Annotated in this window: 18 protein-coding genes; 11 read left to right on the forward strand and 7 right to left on the reverse strand. The window is 62.8% G+C overall.

Annotated features, from left to right (window positions below; genetic code table 11):
* Positions 1 to 108: 108 nt before the first annotated feature.
* Positions 109 to 1,041, forward strand: coding sequence for a ribose-phosphate pyrophosphokinase (locus EK16_RS01665; RefSeq protein WP_038034244.1), 933 nt, complete (start codon positions 109 to 111; stop codon positions 1,039 to 1,041).
* A 56-nt stretch (positions 1,042 to 1,097) separates the two neighbouring features.
* On the opposite strand, the gene EK16_RS01670 is transcribed toward EK16_RS01665, so the two are convergent.
* The 3 genes from EK16_RS01670 to EK16_RS01680 all read right to left on the reverse strand — a co-directional run bounded on the left by EK16_RS01670 (position 1,098) and on the right by EK16_RS01680 (position 3,917).
* The gene (locus EK16_RS01670; RefSeq protein ID WP_051928763.1) at positions 1,098 to 2,408 is read right to left on the reverse strand and encodes an ATP-binding protein; all 1,311 of its coding nucleotides are present in this window, start codon (positions 2,406 to 2,408) and stop codon (positions 1,098 to 1,100) included.
* A gap of 137 nt (positions 2,409 to 2,545) precedes the next feature.
* A complete protein-coding gene (locus EK16_RS01675) occupies positions 2,546 to 3,280 on the reverse strand; it encodes a response regulator transcription factor (protein ID WP_081910142.1) in 735 nt (244 codons plus the stop codon).
* A complete protein-coding gene (locus EK16_RS01680; RefSeq protein WP_156098422.1) occupies positions 3,231 to 3,917 on the reverse strand; it encodes a MarR family winged helix-turn-helix transcriptional regulator in 687 nt (228 codons plus the stop codon). Before EK16_RS01680 ends, EK16_RS01675 begins: the two co-directional genes overlap by 50 nt.
* Positions 3,918 to 4,080: 163 nt before the next feature.
* Between EK16_RS01680 and EK16_RS01685 the strand changes: the two genes are divergently transcribed.
* On the forward strand, positions 4,081 to 4,956 hold the full coding sequence (locus EK16_RS01685) for a branched-chain amino acid aminotransferase (protein WP_038033952.1): 876 nt from the start codon (positions 4,081 to 4,083) through the stop codon (positions 4,954 to 4,956).
* Positions 4,957 to 5,073: 117 nt separating this feature from the next.
* On the opposite strand, the gene fetB is transcribed toward EK16_RS01685, so the two are convergent.
* A complete protein-coding gene (fetB, locus tag EK16_RS01690; protein WP_038033954.1) occupies positions 5,074 to 5,886 on the reverse strand; it encodes an ABC transporter permease in 813 nt (270 codons plus the stop codon).
* Positions 5,886 to 6,527, reverse strand: a complete 642-nt coding sequence (locus EK16_RS01695; protein WP_038033957.1) for an ABC transporter ATP-binding protein — start codon at positions 6,525 to 6,527, stop codon at positions 5,886 to 5,888. The genes fetB and EK16_RS01695 overlap by 1 nt, the downstream gene beginning before the upstream one ends.
* Before the next feature lie 294 nt (positions 6,528 to 6,821).
* Here EK16_RS01695 and EK16_RS01700 point away from each other — a divergent pair, with 294 nt between their 5' ends.
* The 4 genes from EK16_RS01700 to EK16_RS01715 all read left to right on the forward strand — a co-directional run bounded on the left by EK16_RS01700 (position 6,822) and on the right by EK16_RS01715 (position 10,042).
* Positions 6,822 to 7,448, forward strand: coding sequence for a 50S ribosomal protein L25/general stress protein Ctc (locus EK16_RS01700; RefSeq protein WP_038033961.1), 627 nt, complete (start codon positions 6,822 to 6,824; stop codon positions 7,446 to 7,448).
* A 50-nt stretch (positions 7,449 to 7,498) separates the two neighbouring features.
* Complete coding sequence (gene pth, locus EK16_RS01705; protein ID WP_038033963.1) at positions 7,499 to 8,095, forward strand: aminoacyl-tRNA hydrolase; 597 nt, start codon at positions 7,499 to 7,501, stop codon at positions 8,093 to 8,095.
* A gap of 54 nt (positions 8,096 to 8,149) precedes the next feature.
* Positions 8,150 to 9,247: a redox-regulated ATPase YchF gene (gene ychF, locus EK16_RS01710; RefSeq protein WP_038033965.1), complete on the forward strand. Its 1,098-nt coding sequence runs from the start codon at positions 8,150 to 8,152 to the stop codon at positions 9,245 to 9,247.
* Between the two features lie 117 nt (positions 9,248 to 9,364).
* Positions 9,365 to 10,042, forward strand: a complete 678-nt coding sequence (locus tag EK16_RS01715; RefSeq protein ID WP_081910144.1) for a L,D-transpeptidase — start codon at positions 9,365 to 9,367, stop codon at positions 10,040 to 10,042.
* Positions 10,043 to 10,265: 223 nt separating this feature from the next.
* Here the strand turns inward: EK16_RS01715 and EK16_RS01720 are convergent, their stop codons facing one another.
* A complete protein-coding gene (locus tag EK16_RS01720; RefSeq protein ID WP_038033967.1) occupies positions 10,266 to 10,490 on the reverse strand; it encodes a hypothetical protein in 225 nt (74 codons plus the stop codon).
* A gap of 742 nt (positions 10,491 to 11,232) precedes the next feature.
* Positions 11,233 to 12,426 carry a glutamine-hydrolyzing carbamoyl-phosphate synthase small subunit gene (carA, locus tag EK16_RS01725; RefSeq protein WP_038033970.1) on the reverse strand — a complete coding sequence of 398 codons (1,194 nt, stop codon included), beginning with the start codon at positions 12,424 to 12,426 and terminating at the stop codon, positions 11,233 to 11,235.
* A 225-nt stretch (positions 12,427 to 12,651) separates the two neighbouring features.
* Between carA and EK16_RS01730 the strand changes: the two genes are divergently transcribed.
* The 5 genes from EK16_RS01730 (at position 12,652) to prfB (ending at position 21,782) form a co-directional block, all read left to right on the forward strand.
* Positions 12,652 to 13,113, forward strand: a complete 462-nt coding sequence (locus EK16_RS01730; RefSeq protein WP_038033973.1) for a GatB/YqeY domain-containing protein — start codon at positions 12,652 to 12,654, stop codon at positions 13,111 to 13,113.
* 201 nt (positions 13,114 to 13,314) lie between these two features.
* Positions 13,315 to 15,234, forward strand: a complete 1,920-nt coding sequence (dnaG, locus tag EK16_RS01735) for a DNA primase (protein WP_038034256.1) — start codon at positions 13,315 to 13,317, stop codon at positions 15,232 to 15,234.
* A 298-nt stretch (positions 15,235 to 15,532) separates the two neighbouring features.
* Complete coding sequence (rpoD, locus tag EK16_RS01740; RefSeq protein WP_051928799.1) at positions 15,533 to 17,464, forward strand: RNA polymerase sigma factor RpoD; 1,932 nt, start codon at positions 15,533 to 15,535, stop codon at positions 17,462 to 17,464.
* Between the two features lie 462 nt (positions 17,465 to 17,926).
* Positions 17,927 to 20,527: a penicillin-binding protein 1A gene (locus EK16_RS01745; RefSeq protein WP_081910145.1), complete on the forward strand. Its 2,601-nt coding sequence runs from the start codon at positions 17,927 to 17,929 to the stop codon at positions 20,525 to 20,527.
* A 111-nt stretch (positions 20,528 to 20,638) separates the two neighbouring features.
* A protein-coding gene (prfB, locus tag EK16_RS01750) for a peptide chain release factor 2 (RefSeq protein ID WP_369793066.1) occupies positions 20,639 to 21,782 on the forward strand; the annotation gives its coding sequence in 2 pieces (ribosomal slippage) (positions 20,639 to 20,704 and positions 20,706 to 21,782; 1,143 coding nt in all).
* The last annotated feature ends 167 nt before the right edge of the window (positions 21,783 to 21,949 follow it).

The raw sequence follows: 21,949 nt of genomic DNA on the forward strand, positions 1-21,949 counted from the left end.
CCTTGCGCGCGGGGCACATTGCGCGAGTGAGGGGGAATGGTGTTCCTTTTTGCGGAACATTGACCCGTTCTCCGATCCTGAAAGGCGCAGAGTGGGGTGGACAGCATCATGAAGCTGGTATCGGGCAACGCCAATCGTCCTCTGGCCGAGGCCATTGCCGCCTATCTTCAGGTGCCGCTGACCAAGTGTCTGGTGCGGCGGTTCGCCGACATGGAGATCTTCGTGGAGATTCAGGAGAATGTGCGGGGGGAGGATGTCTTCGTCATTCAGCCCACCTCCTTTCCCACCAACGACCACCTGATGGAGCTGCTCATCCTCATCGACGCCCTGCGGCGCGCCTCGGCGCGGCGGATCACGGCGGTGATGCCCTATTTCGGCTATGCCCGGCAGGATCGCAAACCCGGGCCGCGCACGCCGATTTCCGCCAAGCTCGTGGCCAATCTCATTGAGCGCGCAGGTGCCGATCGCGTTCTCACCCTGGATCTGCATGCCGGACAGATCCAGGGCTTTTTCGATATCCCCACCGACAATCTCTATGCGGCGCCGGTGATGGTGAAGGATATCGAGAAGCATTACGACACGGACAAGATCATGGTGGTTTCGCCGGACGTGGGCGGCGTGGTGCGTGCCCGCGCCCTGGCCAAACGCATCGGCGCCCCGCTGGCGATCGTGGACAAGCGGCGGGAGCGGCCGGGCGAATCGGAAGTGATGAACATCATCGGCGAGGTGGAAGGGCAGACATGCATTCTCGTCGATGACATCGTGGATTCGGGCGGCACCCTGTGCAACGCCGCGGAGGCCCTGCTGGAGCGCGGGGCGAAGGAGGTTTCCGCCTATATCACCCATGGCGTGCTTTCCGGCGGCGCGGTGGCGCGCATTACCGCCTCGCCGCTGAAGGAGCTGGTGATCACCGATTCCATCCAGCCCACGGAAGCGGTGCGCGTGGCCCGCAATATCCGCACCATCTCCATCGCCGAGCTGATGGGCGAGGCCGTGGCCCGCACCGCGCGAGAGGAATCGGTCTCCTCCCTGTTCTATTGAGGGGATGAGAACGGCCGGGGGTTCGGAAGAAAGATCCGCAAGGGCCGTGTTTCTGGTCAGAGGGGGATGCGGATGGTGGCCTTCAAGCCGCCGAGGTCGGATTTGTCCAGTTCGATGTCACCACCGTGACCCTGAACGATGTCGCGCGCGATGGCCAGCCCCAGGCCGGTGCCGGCACGGTCGAGATTGCGGGCATCGTCAAGCCGCACGAAGGGCTTGAAGACGCGTTCATAATCCTCCGGGGGAATACCGGGGCCATCATCCTCGACGATCACGTAGAGATACTGTCCGTCCTTGTGCGCCGAAACCCTCACATGGGATTTGGCATGGCGCAGGGCATTGGCCAGCAGATTGAAGACGGCGCGGCGGAAGGCGCCCGGGCGCACAACAGCCGGCAGGGGCGGCGTGCAATGAATTTCGAGCGTGCGGCCCTCCTGTTCGTGGCGCGCGTCGGCCCGTATGGCTTTCAGTAATGCACATACATCGGTTTCTTCCGTGGCCTCGCTTTCAGCACCGCGGACAAAGGCGAGATAGCCTTCCAGCATCTTCTGCATTTCATCCACATCCTCGCGCATGGCGCGTAGGGTGTCGTCGTCGCATTCCAGCATAGACAGCTCAAGGCGAAAACGGGTGAGGATGGTGCGCAGGTCGTGGGAAACGCCGGCGAGCATGGCCGTGCGCTGTTCCACATGGCGCTCAATTCGGCGCTTCATGTTGATGAAGGCTTCTGCCGCCGCGCGAATTTCCGCCGCGCCGCGCGGCTCGAAATTTTCCACTTCACGGCCCTTGCCGAAAGCCTGTGCCGCCTCGGCCAGCCGCAGGATGGGCTTGATCTGCTTGTGCAGGAATATGACGGCGATGAGCAGCAGAATGAGCGAGATGCCGGTCATGAGCAGGATGAAAATGTAGGTGGAGGCGGCATAGGCGCGTTTCTGCGGGGTGAGAAAGCGAAAGATCAGGCCTTCGTCCACCTGAATGCGAATGTCCACATAACCGCTGCGCCCAACCGTATCGATCCAGAAGGGACGGCGCGGTACGTAGCGGGCCACGTATTTCGACAGGCGATAGTGCAGGATGGAGAACCAGGGCTTGGGCCGCGGCGGCGGCAGGGAACCTCTTTCAATGCGCAGACCGATGGCGAGGTGGGTGTTTGCCAAATTCTCAAGCTGCTTCAAAGCGTTTTCGGTCTTGGGGCCGGTGTCATAAAGGGCGACGATGAACCCGATTTCCCGGGCCAGGGACTTGGAGAGAGTCTTGGTGACCTGTTCCCAGTGCCTCTCAAGGAAAATGCCGGTCATGATCGCCTGCAGGAGAATGACCGGCAGAATGACGATGAGCATGGCGCGCTTGTAAAGCCCTTCCGGCAAATGGCGCTCCAGGAAACGGTTGAAACGCCACCAGAGAGTGGGGCGTGACGGAGGGCGACGGCCGCCAGAATTTTGGGCCCCAGCCGGGGTGGCTTGAGTGGTGTGCTCTTTTTGCCTCTCCTGAACCGAAGGCGCGTTCATGGCTCCTCGTCCTCCGCTTCCAGAGGCGTGGCGAGAAGGACATAGCCCTCACCGCGAATCGTGCGCAAATGCTCGGGATTTGCGGGATCCAGCTCCACCTTGCGGCGCAGGCGCGTGATCTGCACGTCGATGGTGCGGGGATTGTCCGTGCTGCCCGGTGGGAGCAGATCCTCGCGCGGCACGGGGCGACCGGCGTTTTCCGCCAGTTTTCGCAGGATTTCACGCTCGCGGCTGGTCAGATGCACGAGCATGCCTTCCTTACGCAATTCGCCGCTGTCGGGATCGAAGATGCAGGCCCCGAAGGCCATGCGGCGGGAGCGGGCGCTTCGCGGCGTTTCCCGCCCCTGGCGGGAGAGGAGACTGCGCAGACGGATGAGCAGTTCCTCCGGTTCGAAGGGCTTGACCATGTAATCATCACCACCGGCACGCAGGCCTTCCAGCCGCTCTTTCGGCTGATCGAGCGCGGAGAGCAGAAGCACGGGCGTGGTCAGGCCGTTGCTGCGCAAGTTTCGCAGGAGATCGAGGCCGTTTTCGCCCGGCATCATGATGTCGAGCACGATGACATCGAAGGCGAGGCGTTTCAGGCGCTGGCGGGCCTCGGCGGCATCGGCGGCATCCGAGACGAGAAAGCCCTTGCGGCGCAGATAGCCGCTCAGCAGCTGGCGGATGCGGGTGTCGTCATCAACGACGAGAATGTGGGCGGTCTCCTCCATGGCGGTCAGCGCTCGCATCAATGGCATTGGCGCCGGGGGTGTCCCAGCGACCGGTCTCGATCCATTTCTGCACTTTCGCGCGGTCCTTGTCATCAACAATGGAGAGAAGAATGCGGGCGAAAGCCCGCGCTGCTTTCCCGCTGTCCGCATGCGGGGCGGTTGCGCGCCCTTCTGCTTCTGTTTCCTCCTTGCAGATGTCCTGTGCTGCCTGGTCCATGGCCGAGCGGATGCGGGCAATCTGCGGCGCGGCGAGGCGGGCGTGCAGGGCGCGGCCCCTGTCGGTGAGATAGAGCAGGCGCTGGCGGCGGTCGGTTTCGCCTTCACGCTGATAGACATAGCCGCGCTCGATCAGCTCGCGCAGAACCCGGCCCAGGCTCTGCTTGGTGATGCGCAGGATGTCCAGAAGTTCTGATACGCGCAGGCCCGGATGCCGGCCGACGAAATGCAGCACGCGGTGATGGGCGCGGCCAAAACCGAGCTCGGCGAGGATGGTGTCCGGATCGGAGACGAAATCCCGATAGGCGAAGAAGAGCAGCTCCATGAGCCGCACGATGTCCTCATCATTGCTCACGGAAGCAACGCTCACGGAAGCAGACGGGAGATTTGCGTCTGCCTTTTGCCGTGCCGAAGGCGCCTGGCTGGATGTTTCGGCCATGGGGTCCTCCGAGGTGATTGCCGAAATACGTCAACCATATTGACATATTTTGCGGGCGTTGTAATCTGCCATCGCGCGTTTTCCCCATGGGCGCGAGGATTGTGGCGGCAGTCGGGCCACGCCTTTTCATCAGTTATTCAGCACGTTCCGTCAGGAGGCGATCATGGCGCACCTTCCCTATGACCAGCTCAACGGCGAGATCTGGTACGATGGCGAATTCGTGCCCTGGAAGGATGCGCAATTGCATGTGCTCAGCCACGGGCTGCACTATGCCTCCTGCGTGTTCGAGGGCGAGCGGGCCTATGGCGGGCGCATCTTCAAGCTGGAGGAGCATACCGACCGGCTGTTCGAATCCGGCCGCATCCTCGACATGGAGATTCCCTTCACGGCGCAGGATATCAACGAGGCCTGCAAGGAGGCGCTGAAGCGCAACGGGCTGGAAGATGCCTATGTGCGGCCGGTGGCCTGGCGCGGCTCGGAGATGATGGGGGTTTCCGCCCAGAACAACACGATTCACGTGGCCATCGCCGTATGGCAGTGGCCCTCCTATTTTGACCCGGAAAAACGCATGAAAGGCATCCGCCTCGACATTGCGCAGTGGCGCCGGCCCGATCCGCGTACGGCGCCGAGCCGGGCGAAGGCGGCAGGGCTTTACATGATCTGCACGCTTGCCAAGCACGCGGCGGAATCAAAGGGCTATGAAGACGCCCTTATGCTGGACTGGCGCGGGCAGGTGGCGGAAGCCACGGGCGCCAACATCTTTTTCGTGACGAAGGAGGGCGAGATCCATACGCCTTATCCCGACTGTTTCCTTGATGGCATCACCCGGCGCACGGTCATCGATCTGGCCAGGGAACAGGGCATCCCCGTGATCGAGCGGGCGATCAAGCCGGCGGAGATGGCCGATTTCGAACAGTGCTTCCTCACGGGCACGGCGGCGGAAGTCACACCGGTTTCCGAGATCGGGCCCTATCGCTTCACCGTTGGCGAGATCACGCGCGCGCTCATGGAGGCCTATGACAAGACGGTGCGTCCATAAAAAGCCGCGCGAATGAAACGCCATTCCCAGATCGGGAATGTAAAAGATCAGCATAACGGCAGGGGCGGCATCGCATTGCCGCCCTTTCTTTTTTCGGGCGTCTGAAAGTGCGAAGGTCTAATCCGGCTCCCGGAGGCGGTCCGGGCGCAGGCGGTGGCGGTGATCGGTGAGACGGGCGATGGTGGCAAAAACCGCAACCATGGTGCCCAGCCCGACAACACCGGCGATGAGAAACATGATGAGCAGCTGATACTTCACCGCCTCCACCGGCGGGACGCCGGCGAGAATCTGGCCGGTCATCATGCCCGGAAGGGAGATGACGCCGGAAGCGGCCATGGCGTTCATGATCGGCGTCATGCCGGTGCGCAGGGCATCGGCGGCGAAGGGGCGAAAGGCGCGCCAACGGGTCATGCCCAAAAGCAGCCGCGCCTCGATGGCCAATCGGTCGCGCACGATGGTGCGCGTGATGGCGTTGAGCCCCAAGGACACGCCGTTCATGGAATTGCCCAGGATCATGCCGAAAAGCGGCAGGGCGTAGCGCGGGGCATACCAGGGTTCGGGCTGAAGCAGCAAGGTCATGGCGTATACGAGCGCAATGGCTCCGGTGAACAGCATGGCCAGCGGACCCACGCCATAGCGCCAGAGGCCGGCGAGCGTGCGCTGCTGGCGGTTGATGACCTCGCGCGCGGCAAAGCCGGACATGACGAGCGCGGCCGCAAGTGTTACCAGCCCGGAAGAGGCCTGAAAGATCATCTTCAGGACAAAGCCGATGGCGAGAAGCTGCGCCACCATGCGCAGGGCAACCAGCAGCAGGGAGCGAAACAGCCCCAGGCGCAGCACCAGCGTGAGCACGGCAGCCAGGGCCAGAAAGAGGGCGGAGGCGGCAACATCCCAGTAGCTGAGGGCGATATAGCTGGCCTGTGCCTTCATCACGCACCCTCCCGGGGGATCTCAACGAGGCTTGAGGCGTCCGGCGCCGGAGAGAGGCGGCCATTCTCCATGCGCCAGAAGATGTCGCCCAGGCGGGCGGCCTGAGCGGGATCGTGGGTGATGATGAGGAAGGTGCGCCCGGCGCGGCGTTCGGCGAGGATGACGTCTTCCACGCGTTTTCTCGTCTCGGCGTCCAGGGCGGAGGTGGGCTCATCGAGGATCATCATTTCCGGATCACGGATGAGGGCGCGCAGGAAGGCCAGGCGCTGACGCTCTCCGGTGGAGGCGCGCGAAACCGGCCAGGAAAGGGCATCCCTGGGCAGATTTACTGCGTGCAGTAATTCGTTCAGGCGTGCGGCATCGATGTCCGGCGGGAAATGATCGGCAATGCGATCGGCCCACCAGCCGGTTTCGGCCGGCACATAGGCAATCCAGCGCCGCCATTGCGGGGCCGGTGTTTTTAAGCGGGCGCGGCCGCGCCAAGAGACCTCGCCCGTATTGGGATCGAGATCGACGATGGCCCGCGCCAGCAGGGATTTGCCGGAGCCGGACGGCCCGGTAACGATGCCGATGGCGCCGGCGGGCAGCTTGAAGGAAACGGGGCCCAAAGGCGGGCGGGTGAGCGAATCGACTTTCAGCATAGAAGCACAGTAGCGAGTCCGGTCGGCAATCGCCAAGGCTCGTGAGGGGGGAAAGGCGGACTTGTTGCGGCTTCTCAAGGAGGGCCTGTGTCGGAAACCGGCCTGGTGGCGCTTGTCTGCGGCGGTGTTTTCGGTCTATATGGGCGCGCACCCGGCTGGCGGGAGGCGTTCACCCCTGGAGGAAGGCCCGCCTATGAAGGCCGGGGCGAGGCGACGGGCCGCGCCGGCGTAGAGAACCGCGGGCGCGGTGTTGTCGTTTGTTCATATCATACAGAAACGCAAGGAGTTTCCGACATGGCCGAGACCATTCAGATGAAGGCCTATCGTCGCGAAAAGAGCGGCAAGGGGGCCGCGCGTCGCGAGCGGAAGGCCGGGCGGGTTCCGGGCGTCGTTTACGGCGACCGCAAGGAGCCTATTCTCATTTCCGTGGATTTTCCCGAGCTTTACAAGCATGCGCTGACGGGCCGCTTTGAGTCCACGCTGGTGGAGCTGGACGTGGAGGGCGAGAAGATCCTCACACTGCCGCGTGATGTGCAACTGGATCCGGTGAAGGACCTGCCCATTCACGTGGACTTCCTGCGGCTGGGCAAGGGCGCGCGCATTACCGTGGAAGTGCCTGTGGAATACGTGGGCGAAGAGAATTCGCCCGGCATCCGGCGCGGTGGTGTGCTCAACGTCGTGCGCCACGAGGTGGAGGTCTGGTGCGACGCGCAGAACATTCCGGAGAAGATCGTCGCCGACATCTCCGACCTGGATATTGGCGATTCCCTGCACATCTCGCAGGTGCAGCTGCCCGAGGGGGTGACGCCCTACATCACCGACCGTGACTTCACCCTGGCCACCATCGCCGGCACCATCGCCGAAGAGGGCGAGGAAGGCGCCGAAGGCGAGGAAGGCGAAGAGGGTGCTGAGGGCGAGTGATCCTTGCGCCTGCCGGCGCAAGCCCCCGGCCAGGGGCGGAGAGCTGAGCCATGAAGCTGATCGTCGGGCTGGGCAATCCCGGAGAAAAATACAGACATCACCGACACAACGTCGGCTTCATGGTGCTGGACGAAATCGCCCGCCGTCACGGATTTTCCCCGTGGCGGCGGCGCTTCTCCGGAGAGGTGGCGGAAGGCATTCTCGATGGCGAGAAGGTCATCCTGCTCAAGCCGCTCACCTACATGAACGAATCCGGACGGGCCGTGGGCGAGGCTGTGCGCTTCTACAAGATTGCACCGCAGGATGTGATCGTCATTCATGACGAGCTGGACCTGCCGCCCGGGAAGATGCGGGTGAAAAGCGGCGGCGGGCATGCGGGGCACAACGGGCTGCGCTCCATCATCGCCCACATCGGCAAGGACTTTCACCGGGTGCGAATGGGCATCGGCCATCCCGGCGACAAGGCGCAGGTGAGCGCCTATGTCCTGCACGATTTCGCCAAGGCGGAGAAAGCCTGGCTTGAACCGCTCATCGAAGCCGTGGCCGAGCATGCGCCCTTGCTGGCGCGGGGAGATTTCGCCACCTTCGCCAATCGTGTGCACAGGGACGCGCCGCCGCCGGCAGGCCGTGATGACGCGAAAGACTGAGCCTGCCGCAGGGTTTACGGCACGACAGGCGCCGCAAGCACAAGGGATACAACCATGGGATTCAAGTGTGGCATCGTGGGGCTGCCCAACGTGGGAAAATCCACGCTTTTCAATGCATTGACGCGTACGGCGGCGGCCCAGGCGGCCAACTATCCATTCTGCACCATCGAGCCGAACGTGGGCGAGGTGGCCGTGCCGGATGAGCGGCTTGAGACCCTGGCGCGGATTGCCGAATCGAAAAACGTCGTGCCCACCCGCATTAGCTTTGTGGATATCGCCGGGCTGGTGCGCGGCGCCTCCAGGGGGGAAGGGCTGGGCAATCAGTTTCTCGCCAACATCCGCGAGGTGGATGCGATCGTTCATGTCCTGCGCTGTTTCGAGGATGCGGACATCACGCATGTGGAGGGCGGTGTCGACCCTTTGCGCGATGCCGAGATCATCGAGACGGAACTGATGCTCGCCGATCTGGAAAGCCTCGAGAAGCGCCTGGTCAAACTGGAGAAGAAGGCGGCGACCGGGGACAAGGAGGCGAAGGCGCTGGTGGCGCTCATGCGCAAGGCCACCGATCTGCTCGAGGCAGGCAAGCCGGCGCGGCTTGCCGAGATCGCGCCGGAGGAGGAAAAGGCTTGGAAGGGACTGCAGCTGCTTACGGCCAAGCCGGTTCTCTATGTCTGCAACGTCGATGAGGATTCCGCGGCCACGGGCAATGCCTTCTCCGAAAAGGTTCAGGCCATGGCCGTGGCACAGGGGGCGGAGACGGTGATCATCTCCGCCGCCATCGAGGAGGAGCTGGCGCAGCTTGAGGATGCGGAACGGGCGGAATATCTGGAGAGCATGGGGCTTGAAGAGGCGGGCCTTGAGCGCCTGATCCGCGCGGGCTACCGCCTTTTAGATCTCATTACCTTCTTCACCGCCGGGCCGAAGGAGGCCCATGCCTGGACAGTGAAGCGCGGGGCGCGGGCGCCGCAGGCGGCGGGCGTCATTCATTCCGACTTTGAGAAGGGTTTCATCCGCGCCGAAGTGATCTCGTATGAGGACTACGTGGCGCACGGCGGCGAGGCCGGTGCGCGCGAGGCCGGCAAGATGCGTCTTGAGGGCAAGGACTACGTGGTTCAGGACGGGGATGTGATGCATTTCCGTTTCGCCACGTGAACGGGCCCCAGAAAGGCGATCTGACGCTTGACTTCAGGACTTAGTTGCCCAACTCTGCCGCAGGCGGGCGAGAGGGGCGATTCGGCAGATTTGAGCGCAAATTTCGGGAGGTGTTCCATGCGGGGGCTGTCGATCCCGTTGCCGCTTGTGGCGTTCGTGCTTGCAGTGTGTTTCGGGGGGATGGGGGCTGATGTCGCCCATGCCAAACCCCAGGATGCGAAGCAGACGGCGAAGAAGGTTCAGAACTTTTCCAGCTACAAGCCGAAGGCAAAAAGACTGGCGCGGCGCAAGATTCAGAACTTCAGTGCGCGCAAGTGGGAGCTGAATCCGCGCTATCTGCCCAAGATCGTGCGGTATGTGACGGATGAAAAGCCCGGCACGATCATCATCAACACCCGCCGCCGCTACCTCTATTACGTTCTCGGCAATGACAAGGCCAAGCGCTATGGCATCGGCGTCGGGCGGCAGGGGTTTCAGTGGTCCGGCGTGGCCAGGGTGGGACGCAAGGCGGAATGGCCGGACTGGATCCCGCCCAAGGAGATGATCGAGCGTGAGAAGAAGCAGTACGGCCGCACGCTGCCGGAGCGCATGCCGGGCGGGCCCAACAATCCGCTGGGCGCGCGCGCGCTCTATCTCTACAAGGACGGGCGGGATACCCTCTATCGCATCCATGGCACCAATCAGCCCTGGACGATCGGGCGCGCGGTCTCTTCCGGGTGCATTCGCATGCGCAACGAGGATGTGATCGACCTTTACAACAAGGTGCGCGTGGGCACGAAAGTGATCGTGAAATGATCCGGTGCCGCTTGCTTGTTTGAAGTACTGAGGCCAAGAGCCGGTCCGCAGGGCCTTATGGCGCAGAATGAGAAAGGGCCGTTCCGGCTTGCCGGAGCGGCCCTTATTCGCAGCAGAGAGGGGAGGGGAGAGGGGAAGCGGGGGTGCCGGGGGCGCAACCCTTTCAGGGCGAGAGGGGGCGGACGGTTGCCTTTCCGGGTCGTCGCCCCCGGCAAAGGGCATTTCAGATGTCCTGACAGAGGCCGATGATGCAGGCCTCCTCCAGATCGGCGCGGGTCGGCGCTGTCGGCCAGGGAGCGGTTGAGGTCTTGTGGATGACGGTCATGTTCCTTTCGGCATCGGCGAGGGCGGGACTGGCGAGATAATCCGTGATGCCGTGGGCAACAGCGGCGGCGATGACCGCGCCGGCTGCGGCGAAGGAAGCAATTGTGAGGATCTTGCGCAGCATCGTTTCATCCTCCCTTTTAAGGGGGCGGCCTGTTCGTTTCCGGCGCCACCCTCATCGTCGGGAGGGACTATGGCACAGGCGCGAGCAACGGAGCCTGAATGCCGCATTCATCGGTCATTCAGGTTTTTGCGGACGGCGCGTGCAGACATTCAGGGCATCCCGCAACGAGCGAGGCATATTCAAGACGTATGAGAGAACCGCTTAAGGGAAGGCCCATTGTTGTCCAATTAAATTGCTTTGTGTGTTGCAAACGATTTTCGCTACGAAGAGCGTGATTAATCACATGCTATGCAGATGCCTTTACCAAGGCATTCTTTTCCCTTGCCCAAACTTGGGAGGTTGTTATTTTTGTATTGAGTATCAACTACTTGCGTCATGCCCGGGCGTGTCCCGGGCTTCCAGGGGCGGTTTACGCATGCGGTGATGGCGGTCAAGACTGGTTCTTCAGGACTCTGCCCTTCAAGAGGAACCTCCCATTAAAAAGCATACGACACAAATCAAGCCTGCTGGTGAACGCTATGGCCCACCAAGACCACATCGTCCGTGGCCCTGGATTGCCGGGACGGGGCTTGGCAATGACGTTTATTCTTGTTTATCAATGAGTTAAGCAACTATTGCCCAATATGTGGAAAGTCTTTTTTCCCTGGTCGATTTGATGGCAACCGCACGCTTCCTGAATTTTCTTGGACACGCCTGAGGGAAAGTCGGTCTGACCGCTTGCCGTTTTTGGGATTCTGAGCTGTCAGCGGTTGGTGGCGCGTTGCATGGCCTGGGCGAAGCGGCGGAAGAGATAGTGCGAATCCTGCGGCCCCGGCGAGGCTTCCGGATGATGCTGCACGGAGAAGACAGGCTTCTCCTTCAGGGCGATGCCGCAGTTGGTGCCGTCAAAAAGGGAGATGTGGGTTTCCACAACCCCCTCGGGCAGGCTTTCCGAATCCACGGTGAAGCCGTGGTTCATGGAGGTAATCTCCACCTTGGCGGTGGTGAAGTCCTTTACCGGATGATTGGCGCCGTGGTGCCCCTGTTTCATCTTGCGGGTGCGGGCGCCCAAGGAGATGGCCAGCATCTGATGACCGAGGCAGATGCCGAAAACCGGCTTGCCGCTTTCCACGAGTTTCTTGATGATCGGGCCGGCATATGCACCGGTGGCGGCGGGATCGCCGGGGCCATTGGAAAGGAAGATGCCATCCGGATTGAGGGCGAGAATGTCTTCTGCCGGAGTGTCGGCAGGCACCACCGTCACCTTGCAGCCGACATCGGCCAGGCAGCGCAGGATGTTGCGCTTGATGCCATAGTCGATGGCAACGACGTGATAGCGCTCGTCGCGCTCGGAGAGCTCGCCATAGCCCTTCGGCCAGGTCCAGGTGGTCTGCCGCCAGGTGATCGGCTCCTTGACCGTGACGCGGGCGGCGAGATCGGCGCCGACGATGCCGGGCCATTCCGCGGCCTTCTTCTTCAAGGCCTCGATGTCGAAACGGCCTTCGGGATCATGGGCGATGACGGCGTTGGGCATGCTGTTTTCGCGGATGTAGGCGGTGAGCGCCCGGGTATCGACGCCGCAGATGCCGATGATGCCGCGTTCCTTCAACCAGTCCGAGAAATGGCCGGTGGCGCGCCAGTTGGATGGTGCCGTCACGGGCGCATGCACCACACAGCCGCGCACGCGGGCCTCGGCCTTGAGGTTGGTGGTTTCCTCATCCTCGGGATTGACACCGACGTTGCCGATGTGCGGGAAGGTGAAGGTGACGATCTGATCGGCATAGGACGGGTCGGTGAGGATCTCCTGATAACCGGTCATGGCCGTGTTGAAACAGACCTCGCCGGTGGCCTCGCCCGTGGCGCCAAGGCCGAATCCCTCAATCACCGTGCCGTCGGCAAGCACGAGAACGGCTGTATGGCGCGGCGGCGTCCAGGCGGGGGGCTTGGCGTCCGTCATGGCAGAAGAGACCTCCTTGACCCGTGCAGGTTTCTGGCAGTTATGGCGGCGGCCCGGACCCTGTCAAGAGGCCTGGGGGCGCTTTTGCTTGCATGGCAATCAGTGTGGCGATGCGGCGGGGGCAACCCTGCCTGCTTGAAAGGGCCCGTGTGGTGGCGTATCTCTTGAAACCGGCATGAGCGAGAGCAAATGCCGGCAAGGATGGCAAGAGGGGAGAGTGCGGCCATGGGCGAGAGCCTGCGCGATCGGGTCAACGAAGAACTCAAGGCGGCGATGAAGTCGCAGGACAAGCGCCGCGTGGCCACCCTGCGGCTGATCACGGCGGCGTTCCGTGATCGCGAGATCCAGGCCCGCGGGGACGGCAAGGAGCTGACGGAAGCCGACCTGCAGGCGCTGCTGGCCAAGATGATCAAGCAGCGAAAAGAATCGGCTGAGGCCTATGATGCCGGCGGGCGCCCGGAGCTTGCCGCCCAGGAGCGGGAGGAGATCGCCATCATCGAGGAATTCCTGCCCCGGCAGCTGACGCCGGAGGAAATGGCGCAGGCGGTGGATGAGGTGATCGCGGAGACAGGCGCGCAGAGCCTGAAGGACATGGGGCGGGTCATGGGCGCGCTGAAGAGCCGTTATGCCGGGCAGATGGACATGGCGCAGGCTTCCCGTCTGGTGAAGGAGCGGCTGAACGGCTAGGGGCGCAAAGGGCCTTAAGCGGAAAGGACCTTGAAGGAGCGAGGGGCTTAAGGCCTCAGGAGGGCGAAGGCATAAAGCCGCGGCAAGGAGCCTTTCAGATAGTCAACGGGCGGGGGCGTGAACGCCGCCCCGTCCTTTTCGGTCTTGTTCCATGACGTCCTGCCCGAAGCGGGCGGGGCGCAAACCAGCCCGGGGCGGAGCATGCGGTTTCCGGCACGATTTCTGGATGAGATCCGTCTGCGGGTGCCGCTGTCACAGGTGGTGGGGCGGCATGTGCAATGGGACAGGCGCCGCTCCAATCCGGCCCGGGGCGACTGGTGGGCCTGCTGTCCGTTCCATCATGAAAAGACCCCTTCCTTTCATGCCGATGACCGCAAGGGCTTCTATTACTGCTTCGGTTGTCATGCCAAGGGCGATGTGATCACCTTCCTGGTGGAGAAAGAAGGGCTCGATTTTGCCGAAGCGGTGGCGCAGCTGGCGCAGGAGGCAGGGCTTGAGCTGCCGCAGCCTGATCCGCACGCCGAGCGTCGCGAGGAGGAACGGGCGAGCCTGCATGACGTGCTGGAGCTGGCGGCGCGTTTCTATGAAATGCAGCTTGCCCTGCCCGAAGGCGAGGCGGCGCGCGTTTACGTGCAGGGGCGGGGGCTTTCCGAGGAGACGATCCGGCGGTTCCGGCTGGGTTTTGCGCCCGATGCGCGTGATGCGCTCCTGCAGCATTTGCGCAAGGCCGGCGTGGAGGAGGCGCTGATGGCGGAGGCGGGGCTGATCGCCGTGCCGGAGGATGGCGGCAGGCCCTACGATCGCTTCCGCAACCGGCTGATGTTTCCCATCCGCGACGGGCGGGGACGCGTCATCGCCTTCGGAGGCCGGGCCCTGGGCGAGGCCCGGGCGAAATACCTCAACTCGCCGGAAACGCCCCTGTTCGACAAATCCCGCGTTCTCTACAACCTGGACTTGGCGCGGCCGGTGGCCTTCGAGCGCGGTGCGGTCATCGCGGTGGAAGGCTATATGGACGTCATCGCCCTTGATCAGGCCGGTTTTCCCCATGTGGTGGCCCCCTTGGGCACGGCGCTGACGGAGGGGCATCTTGCCCTTCTGTGGCGCATGGCGGCGGAGCCGGTTCTGTGCTTTGACGGGGATGCCGCGGGCATGAAGGCGGCCTGGCGGGCGCTGGAGCTGGCGCTTCCGCATCTGGCGCCGGGGCATTCGCTGCGCTTTGCCCTGCTGCCGGAAGGGATGGACCCCGATGATCTCGTGCGTGAACAGGGGGCGGAGGCCTTTGCCGCCGTGCTGGAAGCGGCGCGGCCGCTGATCGACATGCTCTGGCATGGCCTGGTGGATAACCGCACCTTCTCCACGCCGGAAGAGCGGGCGCGGCTGGAGGCCGATCTTGAGGCGCTGGTGATGCGCATCGGCGATGCCAAGGTGCGGGCGCATTATTTGCGCGAGGTGCGCAGCCGCCTGCGTGATTTCTGGCGCGGCACAGGTGGCGCGGGCGCTGCGGGCCGTTCGGCATTCGGCGGCGGGGGCGTGCGCCGGCGCGCTGGCATGGCAGTGCACACGGGGGGCAAGCCCCGGGCAGGAGCGATGCAGGCCCGGATGCTGCATGCAGGCGGGCGGGAGGCGCCATCGCCCGGACTGATTTCCAAGGCGCGGGAGCGGGATGAGGCCTTTCGCGAGCGGGAAATTCTCAGGATCGTGCTCAGGCAGCCGGAAATCCTCGATGAGGTGTTCGAGGAGCTGGCCGAACTTCCCTTTTCCTCTCCGGCTCTTGACTCCTTAAGGGGCAAGATCCTAGATATCGCTGCCGGCCATGCGGGCCTTGACAGCGCGCGTCTGCTCGCCCATCTGCAAGATGAAGGCGCAGGCGCCGATGTTGTGCGTCTGGCCGGCAGGGCCATCAGCCCGGACCGCCAAGAGGACAAGCCGGATCTGGACTTGCGGCGGGCGCTCGCCAGTTTTCGCGAACATGCCCGTCAGCTGCGCAGAACGGCCGTTTTGGAACGTGAACTGCAGGCGGCGGAACAGGCCTTCGGCAAGGATCCGAGCGAGGAGAACCTCGAGCGGATCCTCAGGTTGCGTGAGGAACTGCAGGCAGCCAGACGGTTGGCAGGCGAGTGAAGGCAGATCAGGCACCAAAGAATCGATCCCGAAAACGCAAAAACGCTTCTCCCGACAACGATGCGGCGCAAGGAGCCCATCGGCGGGGCTTTTCGTCATTCCGCGCGCGATTGCGGAATGCGGGCCATGGTTAATCGCCGATTAAGGCCCTGCGCATAAAAGGAAGCAAAGGGAGAGCGCAGGCCGTGACACTTTAGACGACCGCTTCCGCAGAGAACGTGTGAAGCATGTCGCGGCGATTTGGCAGGACAGGGATGAGAACAGCCAGTAGCCGGCGGAACTTCTGCGAGGCATGGACATGGACGTGACCAGGCACGAGACCGAGACCCCCGAGGAGACGAACGAGGCCCCGGAGAAGGAGGCCCAGGACGTGGACCGCCCGATTCTCGACATGAACGACGCGGCGGTGAAAAAGATGATCCGCGCGGCGAAGAAGCGCGGCTATGTGACCTATGACGAGCTGAACGAGGTTCTGCCCTCCGAGGAGTTCACCTCTGAGCAGATCGAGGACACCCTGGCGATGCTCGCGGACATGGGCATCACCGTGGTGGAGAGCGAGGAGGAAACGGAGGACGCCGTTGCCCAGGCCACCAGCTCCGTGCCGGCGAAGGTGCAGAAGAAGTCCTCGCCGGTGGAGCGCACCGATGATCCCGTGCGCATGTATCTGCGCGAGATGGGCTCGGTGGAGCTGCTTTCGCGCGAGGGCGAGATTGCCATTGCCAAGCGCATCGAGGCCGGACGCGAGGCGATGATTTCCGCCCTGTGTGAAAGCCCGCTGACCTTCCAGGCGATCATCGTCTGGCGCGATGAGCTCAAGGAGGGCAAGGCGCTGTTGCGCGAGGTCATCGATCTTGAGGCCACCTACGCCGGCCCGGACGCCAAGAAGCTGGAAGAGGCGGAACAGAAGGCCGAGGCGGAAGGGGTCGAGGTGGACCTCGACGATGAGGACGAGGACGATTTCGACGAGGGCAACCTCTCCATGGCCGCCATGGAGGCGGAGCTGAAGCCCAAGGTTCTGGAAACCTTCGACCGCATTGCCAAGAACTACAAGGCGCTGCGGCGGCTGCAGGACATCGAGATCGTCGACAAGAAGCGGCTCTCGCCGGCGCAGCAGCGGCGTTACAAGAAGCTGCGCAATGAGATCGTGCAGGATGTGAAATCGCTGCATCTCAATAATGCGCGCATCGAGGCGCTGGTGGAGCAGCTCTATGACATCAACAAGCGCCTCAACGCCCTTGAGGGGCGGCTGATGCGACTGGCGGAGGCGCATGGCGTGCCGCGCGAGGATTTCCTCAAGGAATATCAGGGCTATGAGCTCGATCCCATGTGGACCTCGCGCGTGGGACGGCTGAGCCGCTATGGCTGGAAGGATTTCGTCGCCAAGGAGAAGGACGAGATCAAGCGCATCCGTGACGAGATTCACGAGATCGCCACGCTGGTCGGCCTGCCGATCGGCGAGTTCCGGCGTATCGTGCGGCGGGTGCAGAAAGGTGAGCGCGAGGCCGCCCAGGCCAAGAAGGAGATGGTGGAGGCCAACCTGCGGCTGGTGATCTCCATCGCCAAGAAATACACCAACCGCGGCTTGCAGTTCCTGGACCTCATCCAGGAAGGCAACATCGGCCTGATGAAGGCGGTGGACAAGTTCGAATACCGGCGCGGCTACAAGTTCTCCACCTATGCCACGTGGTGGATCCGTCAGGCGATTACCCGTTCCATCGCCGATCAGGCGCGCACCATCCGTATTCCGGTGCACATGATCGAGACCATCAACAAGATCGTGCGCACCCAGCGGCAGATGATGCACGAAATCGGCCGCGAGCCGACGCCGGAAGAGATTGCCGAGCGTCTGTCCATGCCGCTGGACAAGGTGCGGAAGGTGATGAAGATCGCCAAGGAGCCGATCTCGCTGGAGACGCCGGTGGGCGATGAGGAGGACAGCCACCTTGGCGACTTCATCGAGGACAAGAATGCGGTGCTGCCCATTGATGCGGCGATTCAGGCCAACCTGCGCGAGACGACGACACGGGTGCTGGCAACACTCACCCCGCGTGAAGAGCGCGTTCTGCGCATGCGCTTCGGTATCGGCATGAACACCGATCACACGCTTGAGGAGGTGGGCAAGCAGTTCAACGTCACGCGCGAACGTATCCGCCAGATCGAGGCCAAGGCCCTGCGCAAGCTGAAGCACCCGAGCCGTTCGCGCAAACTGCGCAGCTTCCTGGGTGACTGAGGGAATACCGGGCAGGCGCGTGTGCCTGCCCGGGTTCTTAATCCGGATGCTGGGCGCCGAGCGTTTTGGTGCCTCATTCTATGCATGATCCGTACAGAGGGCGTTTGTGCGTGAAAGGGTTCGGCGCGGGGTGACCGTTTTTTCTTGAAGGACGGTGTGACCTGGTGAGGCGGTGTGTATTCCATGCGGCTGGCACTTGCTCTTGAAAGGAAAGGGCAGGCTGCCGAATTGTGGTCAAGGTGTGCGGCATATCTCTTTTCTGGCCGGTGGCGGAGCCGGTGATTTCAGGAAAGACTGGTTTGTCACATGCGAATCGGTCATACCGGTACGTGATTGGCTGATCGATTTGCACGTGATGGTCGCCTGCGGTGCCGTGCGTGAGGAGGAAAGGATGCATCATCGACGCCAGGCAGGGAGACCGTGATGCACGTTTCAAGGAACGCACCGTTCGGAAACTGACAGATGCTGCGTTTTCTGGGATACCTGTTTTCGGGCCTTTTTGTGCTTTTCATCGGCGTGGCCATTGCCGCGGGCTATATCATCTGGGAAACGTCCAAGACCCTGCCAAGCACCGATGCGCTGAAGAACTTCCGGCCCAAGGTGATCACGCGGGTGCACGCCGCCGATGGTTCTCTCCTGGCCGAATATGCGGAGGAACGCCGCCTGTTCGTGCCGGTTTCGGTGATGCCCAAGCGGCTGATTCATGCCTTCATCTCGGCGGAAGACAAGAATTTCTACAAACATCCTGGCGTGGATCCTGCGGCTCTTGCCCGCGCGGTGGTGCAAAACGCCTATTTCTATCTCACCGGCAGCAAGCGGCGCTTCATTGGTGCATCCACCATCACCCAGCAGGTGGCCAAAAACTTTCTCGTCGGCAACGAGCGAACCATCCAGCGCAAGATCCGCGAGGCGCTGATCGCCTTTCGCATCGAGAGCACCTTTACCAAGGATCAGATCCTCGAGCTCTATCTCAACAAGATCTATCTGGGCCGCGGCGCCTATGGCGTGGCGGCGGCGGCACTGACCTATTTCGGCAAGTCGCTGGATGAACTGACGCTGCCGGAGATGGCCTATCTCGCCGCCCTGCCCAAGAAGCCGGGCCGGCTTGATCCCATCCGCGACCATGAGGCGGCGGTGAAGCGGCGCAACTGGGTGCTGTGGCGGATGTTCGAGAATGGCTACATTACCCGGGCCGAATACGAGGAGGCGGTGAAAACGCCGCTTGAGGCGCATATCCGGCCCTTTGGCGGGCAGATGTTCGCGGCCGATTACTTCACCGACGAAGTGCGGCGGCAGGTGCGCCGGCTTTATGGCCGTGACGTGCTGATGGGGGGCGGGCTTTCGGTGCGCACCACGCTGGATCCCAAGCTGCAGATCATGGCGCGGCATGCGCTGGCGCGTGCGCTCATCCGTTTCGACCGGGCGCATGGCTGGCGCGGGCCGGTGAAGCATGTGGATCTGGCCACGGTGTCTGACTGGGGCGCGCTGCTTGCCAAGATGAAGGTGCCGCGCGATATCGCCCCCTGGACGCTGGCCATTGTTCTTGATGTCACAAAGGATGAGGCGCTTATCGGCCTGCGCCCGAAAAAGAGCGCGAAAAAGGGCAAGGGTAAGGCGGCGGCTGAGAAAAAGACGGGGCGCATTCCGCTTTCGGCGGTCGCTTGGGCGCGCGAGGCGAAGGGCCTGAGCAAGAAGGGCTATATCAGGCTCGGGCCGAAGGTGAAGGCGGTTTCGGATGTTCTGGCGCCCGGGGATATCGTGTGGGTGGCGCCGATGGAAAAGCCCGGCCTGTTTGCGCTGATGCAGGTGCCCAAGGTGCAGGGCGCGATGGTGGTGATGGATCCGCATACGGGCCGGGTGAAGGCGTTGGTGGGCGGTTTTTCCTACGGGCTATCGCAGTTCAACCGCGCCACCCAGGCCAAGCGTCAGCCGGGATCGGCGATCAAGCCCTTCGTCTATGCCGCGGCGCTGGACAATGGCTATACACCGGCTTCCGTCGTTCTGGATGCGCCCATCGAGTTTCGCATGCGAGACGGCACGGTGTGGAAGCCGAAGAACTATTCCAACAAGTTCTACGGGCCTTCCACGTTGCGGCGCGGGATTGAGCAGTCGCGCAACGTGATGACGGTGCGCTTGGCCAATGACATGGGCATTGAGAAATTCACGAAGCTGGCGGAACGGATGGGCATTTATGACCGTCTGCCGCCGGTTCTGTCCATGTCCCTTGGCGCAGGCGAGACCACGCTTTTGCGCCTGACCACGGCCTATGCCATGCTGGCCAACGGCGGCAAACGCATCGAAGCTGCCGTCATCGACCGCATTCAGGACCGTTACGGACGCACGGTCTATCGCCACGACAAGCGCGAGTGTCCCAAATGCAAGGCGGAGCGCTGGGACAATCAGCCGGAGCCGGAGATCATCGAAAACCGCGAGGAGGTGATCAATCCCTATACGGCCTATCAGATCACTTCGATGCTGGAAGGCGTTGTGCAGCGCGGCACCGCCAAGAGCGCTTTCAAGGACTTTCCCTGGCCGGTGGCAGGCAAGACCGGGACCACCAACAACGAGCGCGACGCCTGGTTCATCGGCTATACGCCCGATCTCGTGGTGGGCGTCTATATTGGCTATGACACGCCGCAGCCCATGGGGCGGGATGCCACGGGCGGTCATCTGGCCGCGCCGGTGGTGGCGGATTTTCTGCGCATGGCGCTGAAAGGCAAGCCGGCGGTGCCGTTCCGCACGCCGCCGGGAATTCAGCTGATTCCCATAGATGCCAAGACCGGCAAACGTGCCATCTATGGCGATCCCAACGTCATTCTCGAGGCCTTCAAGCCGGGCGAGGAGCCGCCTGAGGAAGGCGGACCGGTCATCGGCGGCGGGGCGGCGGTTCTCGGCGGTGAACCGGCGGTGGCCGGCGGCACGCTGGAAGATGACACCGGCACGGGCGCAGGAACCGGCAGCTATGGATATGGTGCTGGCGCCGGTGCCGTCGGCGGAGGCGATGATGCCGCGGGGGATGGCGGCGATGGCGGCTTGACGACGGGCACCGGCGGTCTTTATTAAACCGCGACCGGAAATGACGGATCATCACGGGCCGGGGCTGCGGACTGATGCGGAAACCCATTGCGGGCATTCCTGCAGCCCGGCTTTCTTAAGCATTGGATGGAACGGACGATGCGCACGGAGATTGCGAATCTCGTTGATGAACTCAAGCGGTCCATTGGACTGCTGAGGAGGCATCTTTGACTGGGATGCCGCGCTGAAACGTCTTGAGGAGCTCAACGCCGAAGCGGAAAGGCCCGACCTCTGGGACGATCCCCAGAAGGCACAGGCGCTCATGCGCGAGCGGCAGACGCTGGAAGAGCGCATCAATCGCATCCGCCGGCTGGAGGAACAGCTCGATGAGAATGTGGAGCTGATCGAGCTGGGCGAGGCGGAAGGCGATGAGGAGATCGTCGCGGAGGCCGAGGAGGCCATTCGCCGCCTGCATGAGGAGGCGCAGCGGCTGGAGCTGGAGAGCCTGCTTTCCGGCGAGGCGGATGCCAACAACGCCTATCTGGAAATCCATGCCGGCGCCGGCGGCACCGAGAGCCAGGACTGGGCGGCGATGCTGGAGCGGATGTATATCCGCTGGGCGGAGCAGCATGGCTACAAGGTGGACATTGTTGAGGAGCAGAAGGGCGAGGAAGCCGGCATCAAGTCCGCCACCCTGCATATCAAGGGACATAACGCCTATGGCTGGCTGAAGACGGAATCGGGCGTGCACCGCCTTGTGCGCATCTCGCCGTTTGATGCCTCAGCACGGCGGCATACGTCCTTTGCCTCCGTCTGGGTCTATCCGGAGATCGATGACACCATCGAGATCGAGATTGCGGATTCGGATGTGCGCATTGATACCTTCCGCGCGTCCGGCGCCGGCGGGCAGCATGTGAACACCACCGATTCCGCGGTGCGGATCACGCACATTCCCACCGGCATCGTCGTGACCTGCCAGAACGAGCGCAGCCAGCATCAGAACCGGGCGCAGGCCTGGAAGATGCTGCGGGCGCGGCTTTATGAATACGAGCTGCGCAAGCGCGAAGAGGAGGCGATGAAGGATCAGGCCGCCAAGACCGACATCGGCTGGGGCCATCAGATCCGCTCCTATGTGCTGCAGCCCTATCAGCTGGTGAAGGATCTGCGCACGGGAGTGGAAAACACCAATCCGCAGGCAGTGCTGGATGGCGATCTTGACGCCTTCATCGAGGCCGCCCTGGCGCAGAAGGTCTACGGCGACGGCGGCAAGGACGAAAAGGACCGGGAAAAGGCGGAGACCTGATCAGGGCGTGTCCTCATAAAATCCGACGCGCCAGCCCCTGAAGGTCGCCATTTTCGCTGCATCTCGCTGACTTTTCGCCCTTGAAAATAGCTTTGGCTATTTCCTGCGGGCGAAAAGATCAGCGATTTTCAAGAAAATGCCGCTGGCATCGCCGTCTTTGAATTAAG

Origin of the sequence: Thermopetrobacter sp. TC1 (genome assembly GCF_000746275.1) — a bacterium.
In the GTDB taxonomy this organism is placed as follows: domain Bacteria; phylum Pseudomonadota; class Alphaproteobacteria; order Rhizobiales; family Aestuariivirgaceae; genus Thermopetrobacter.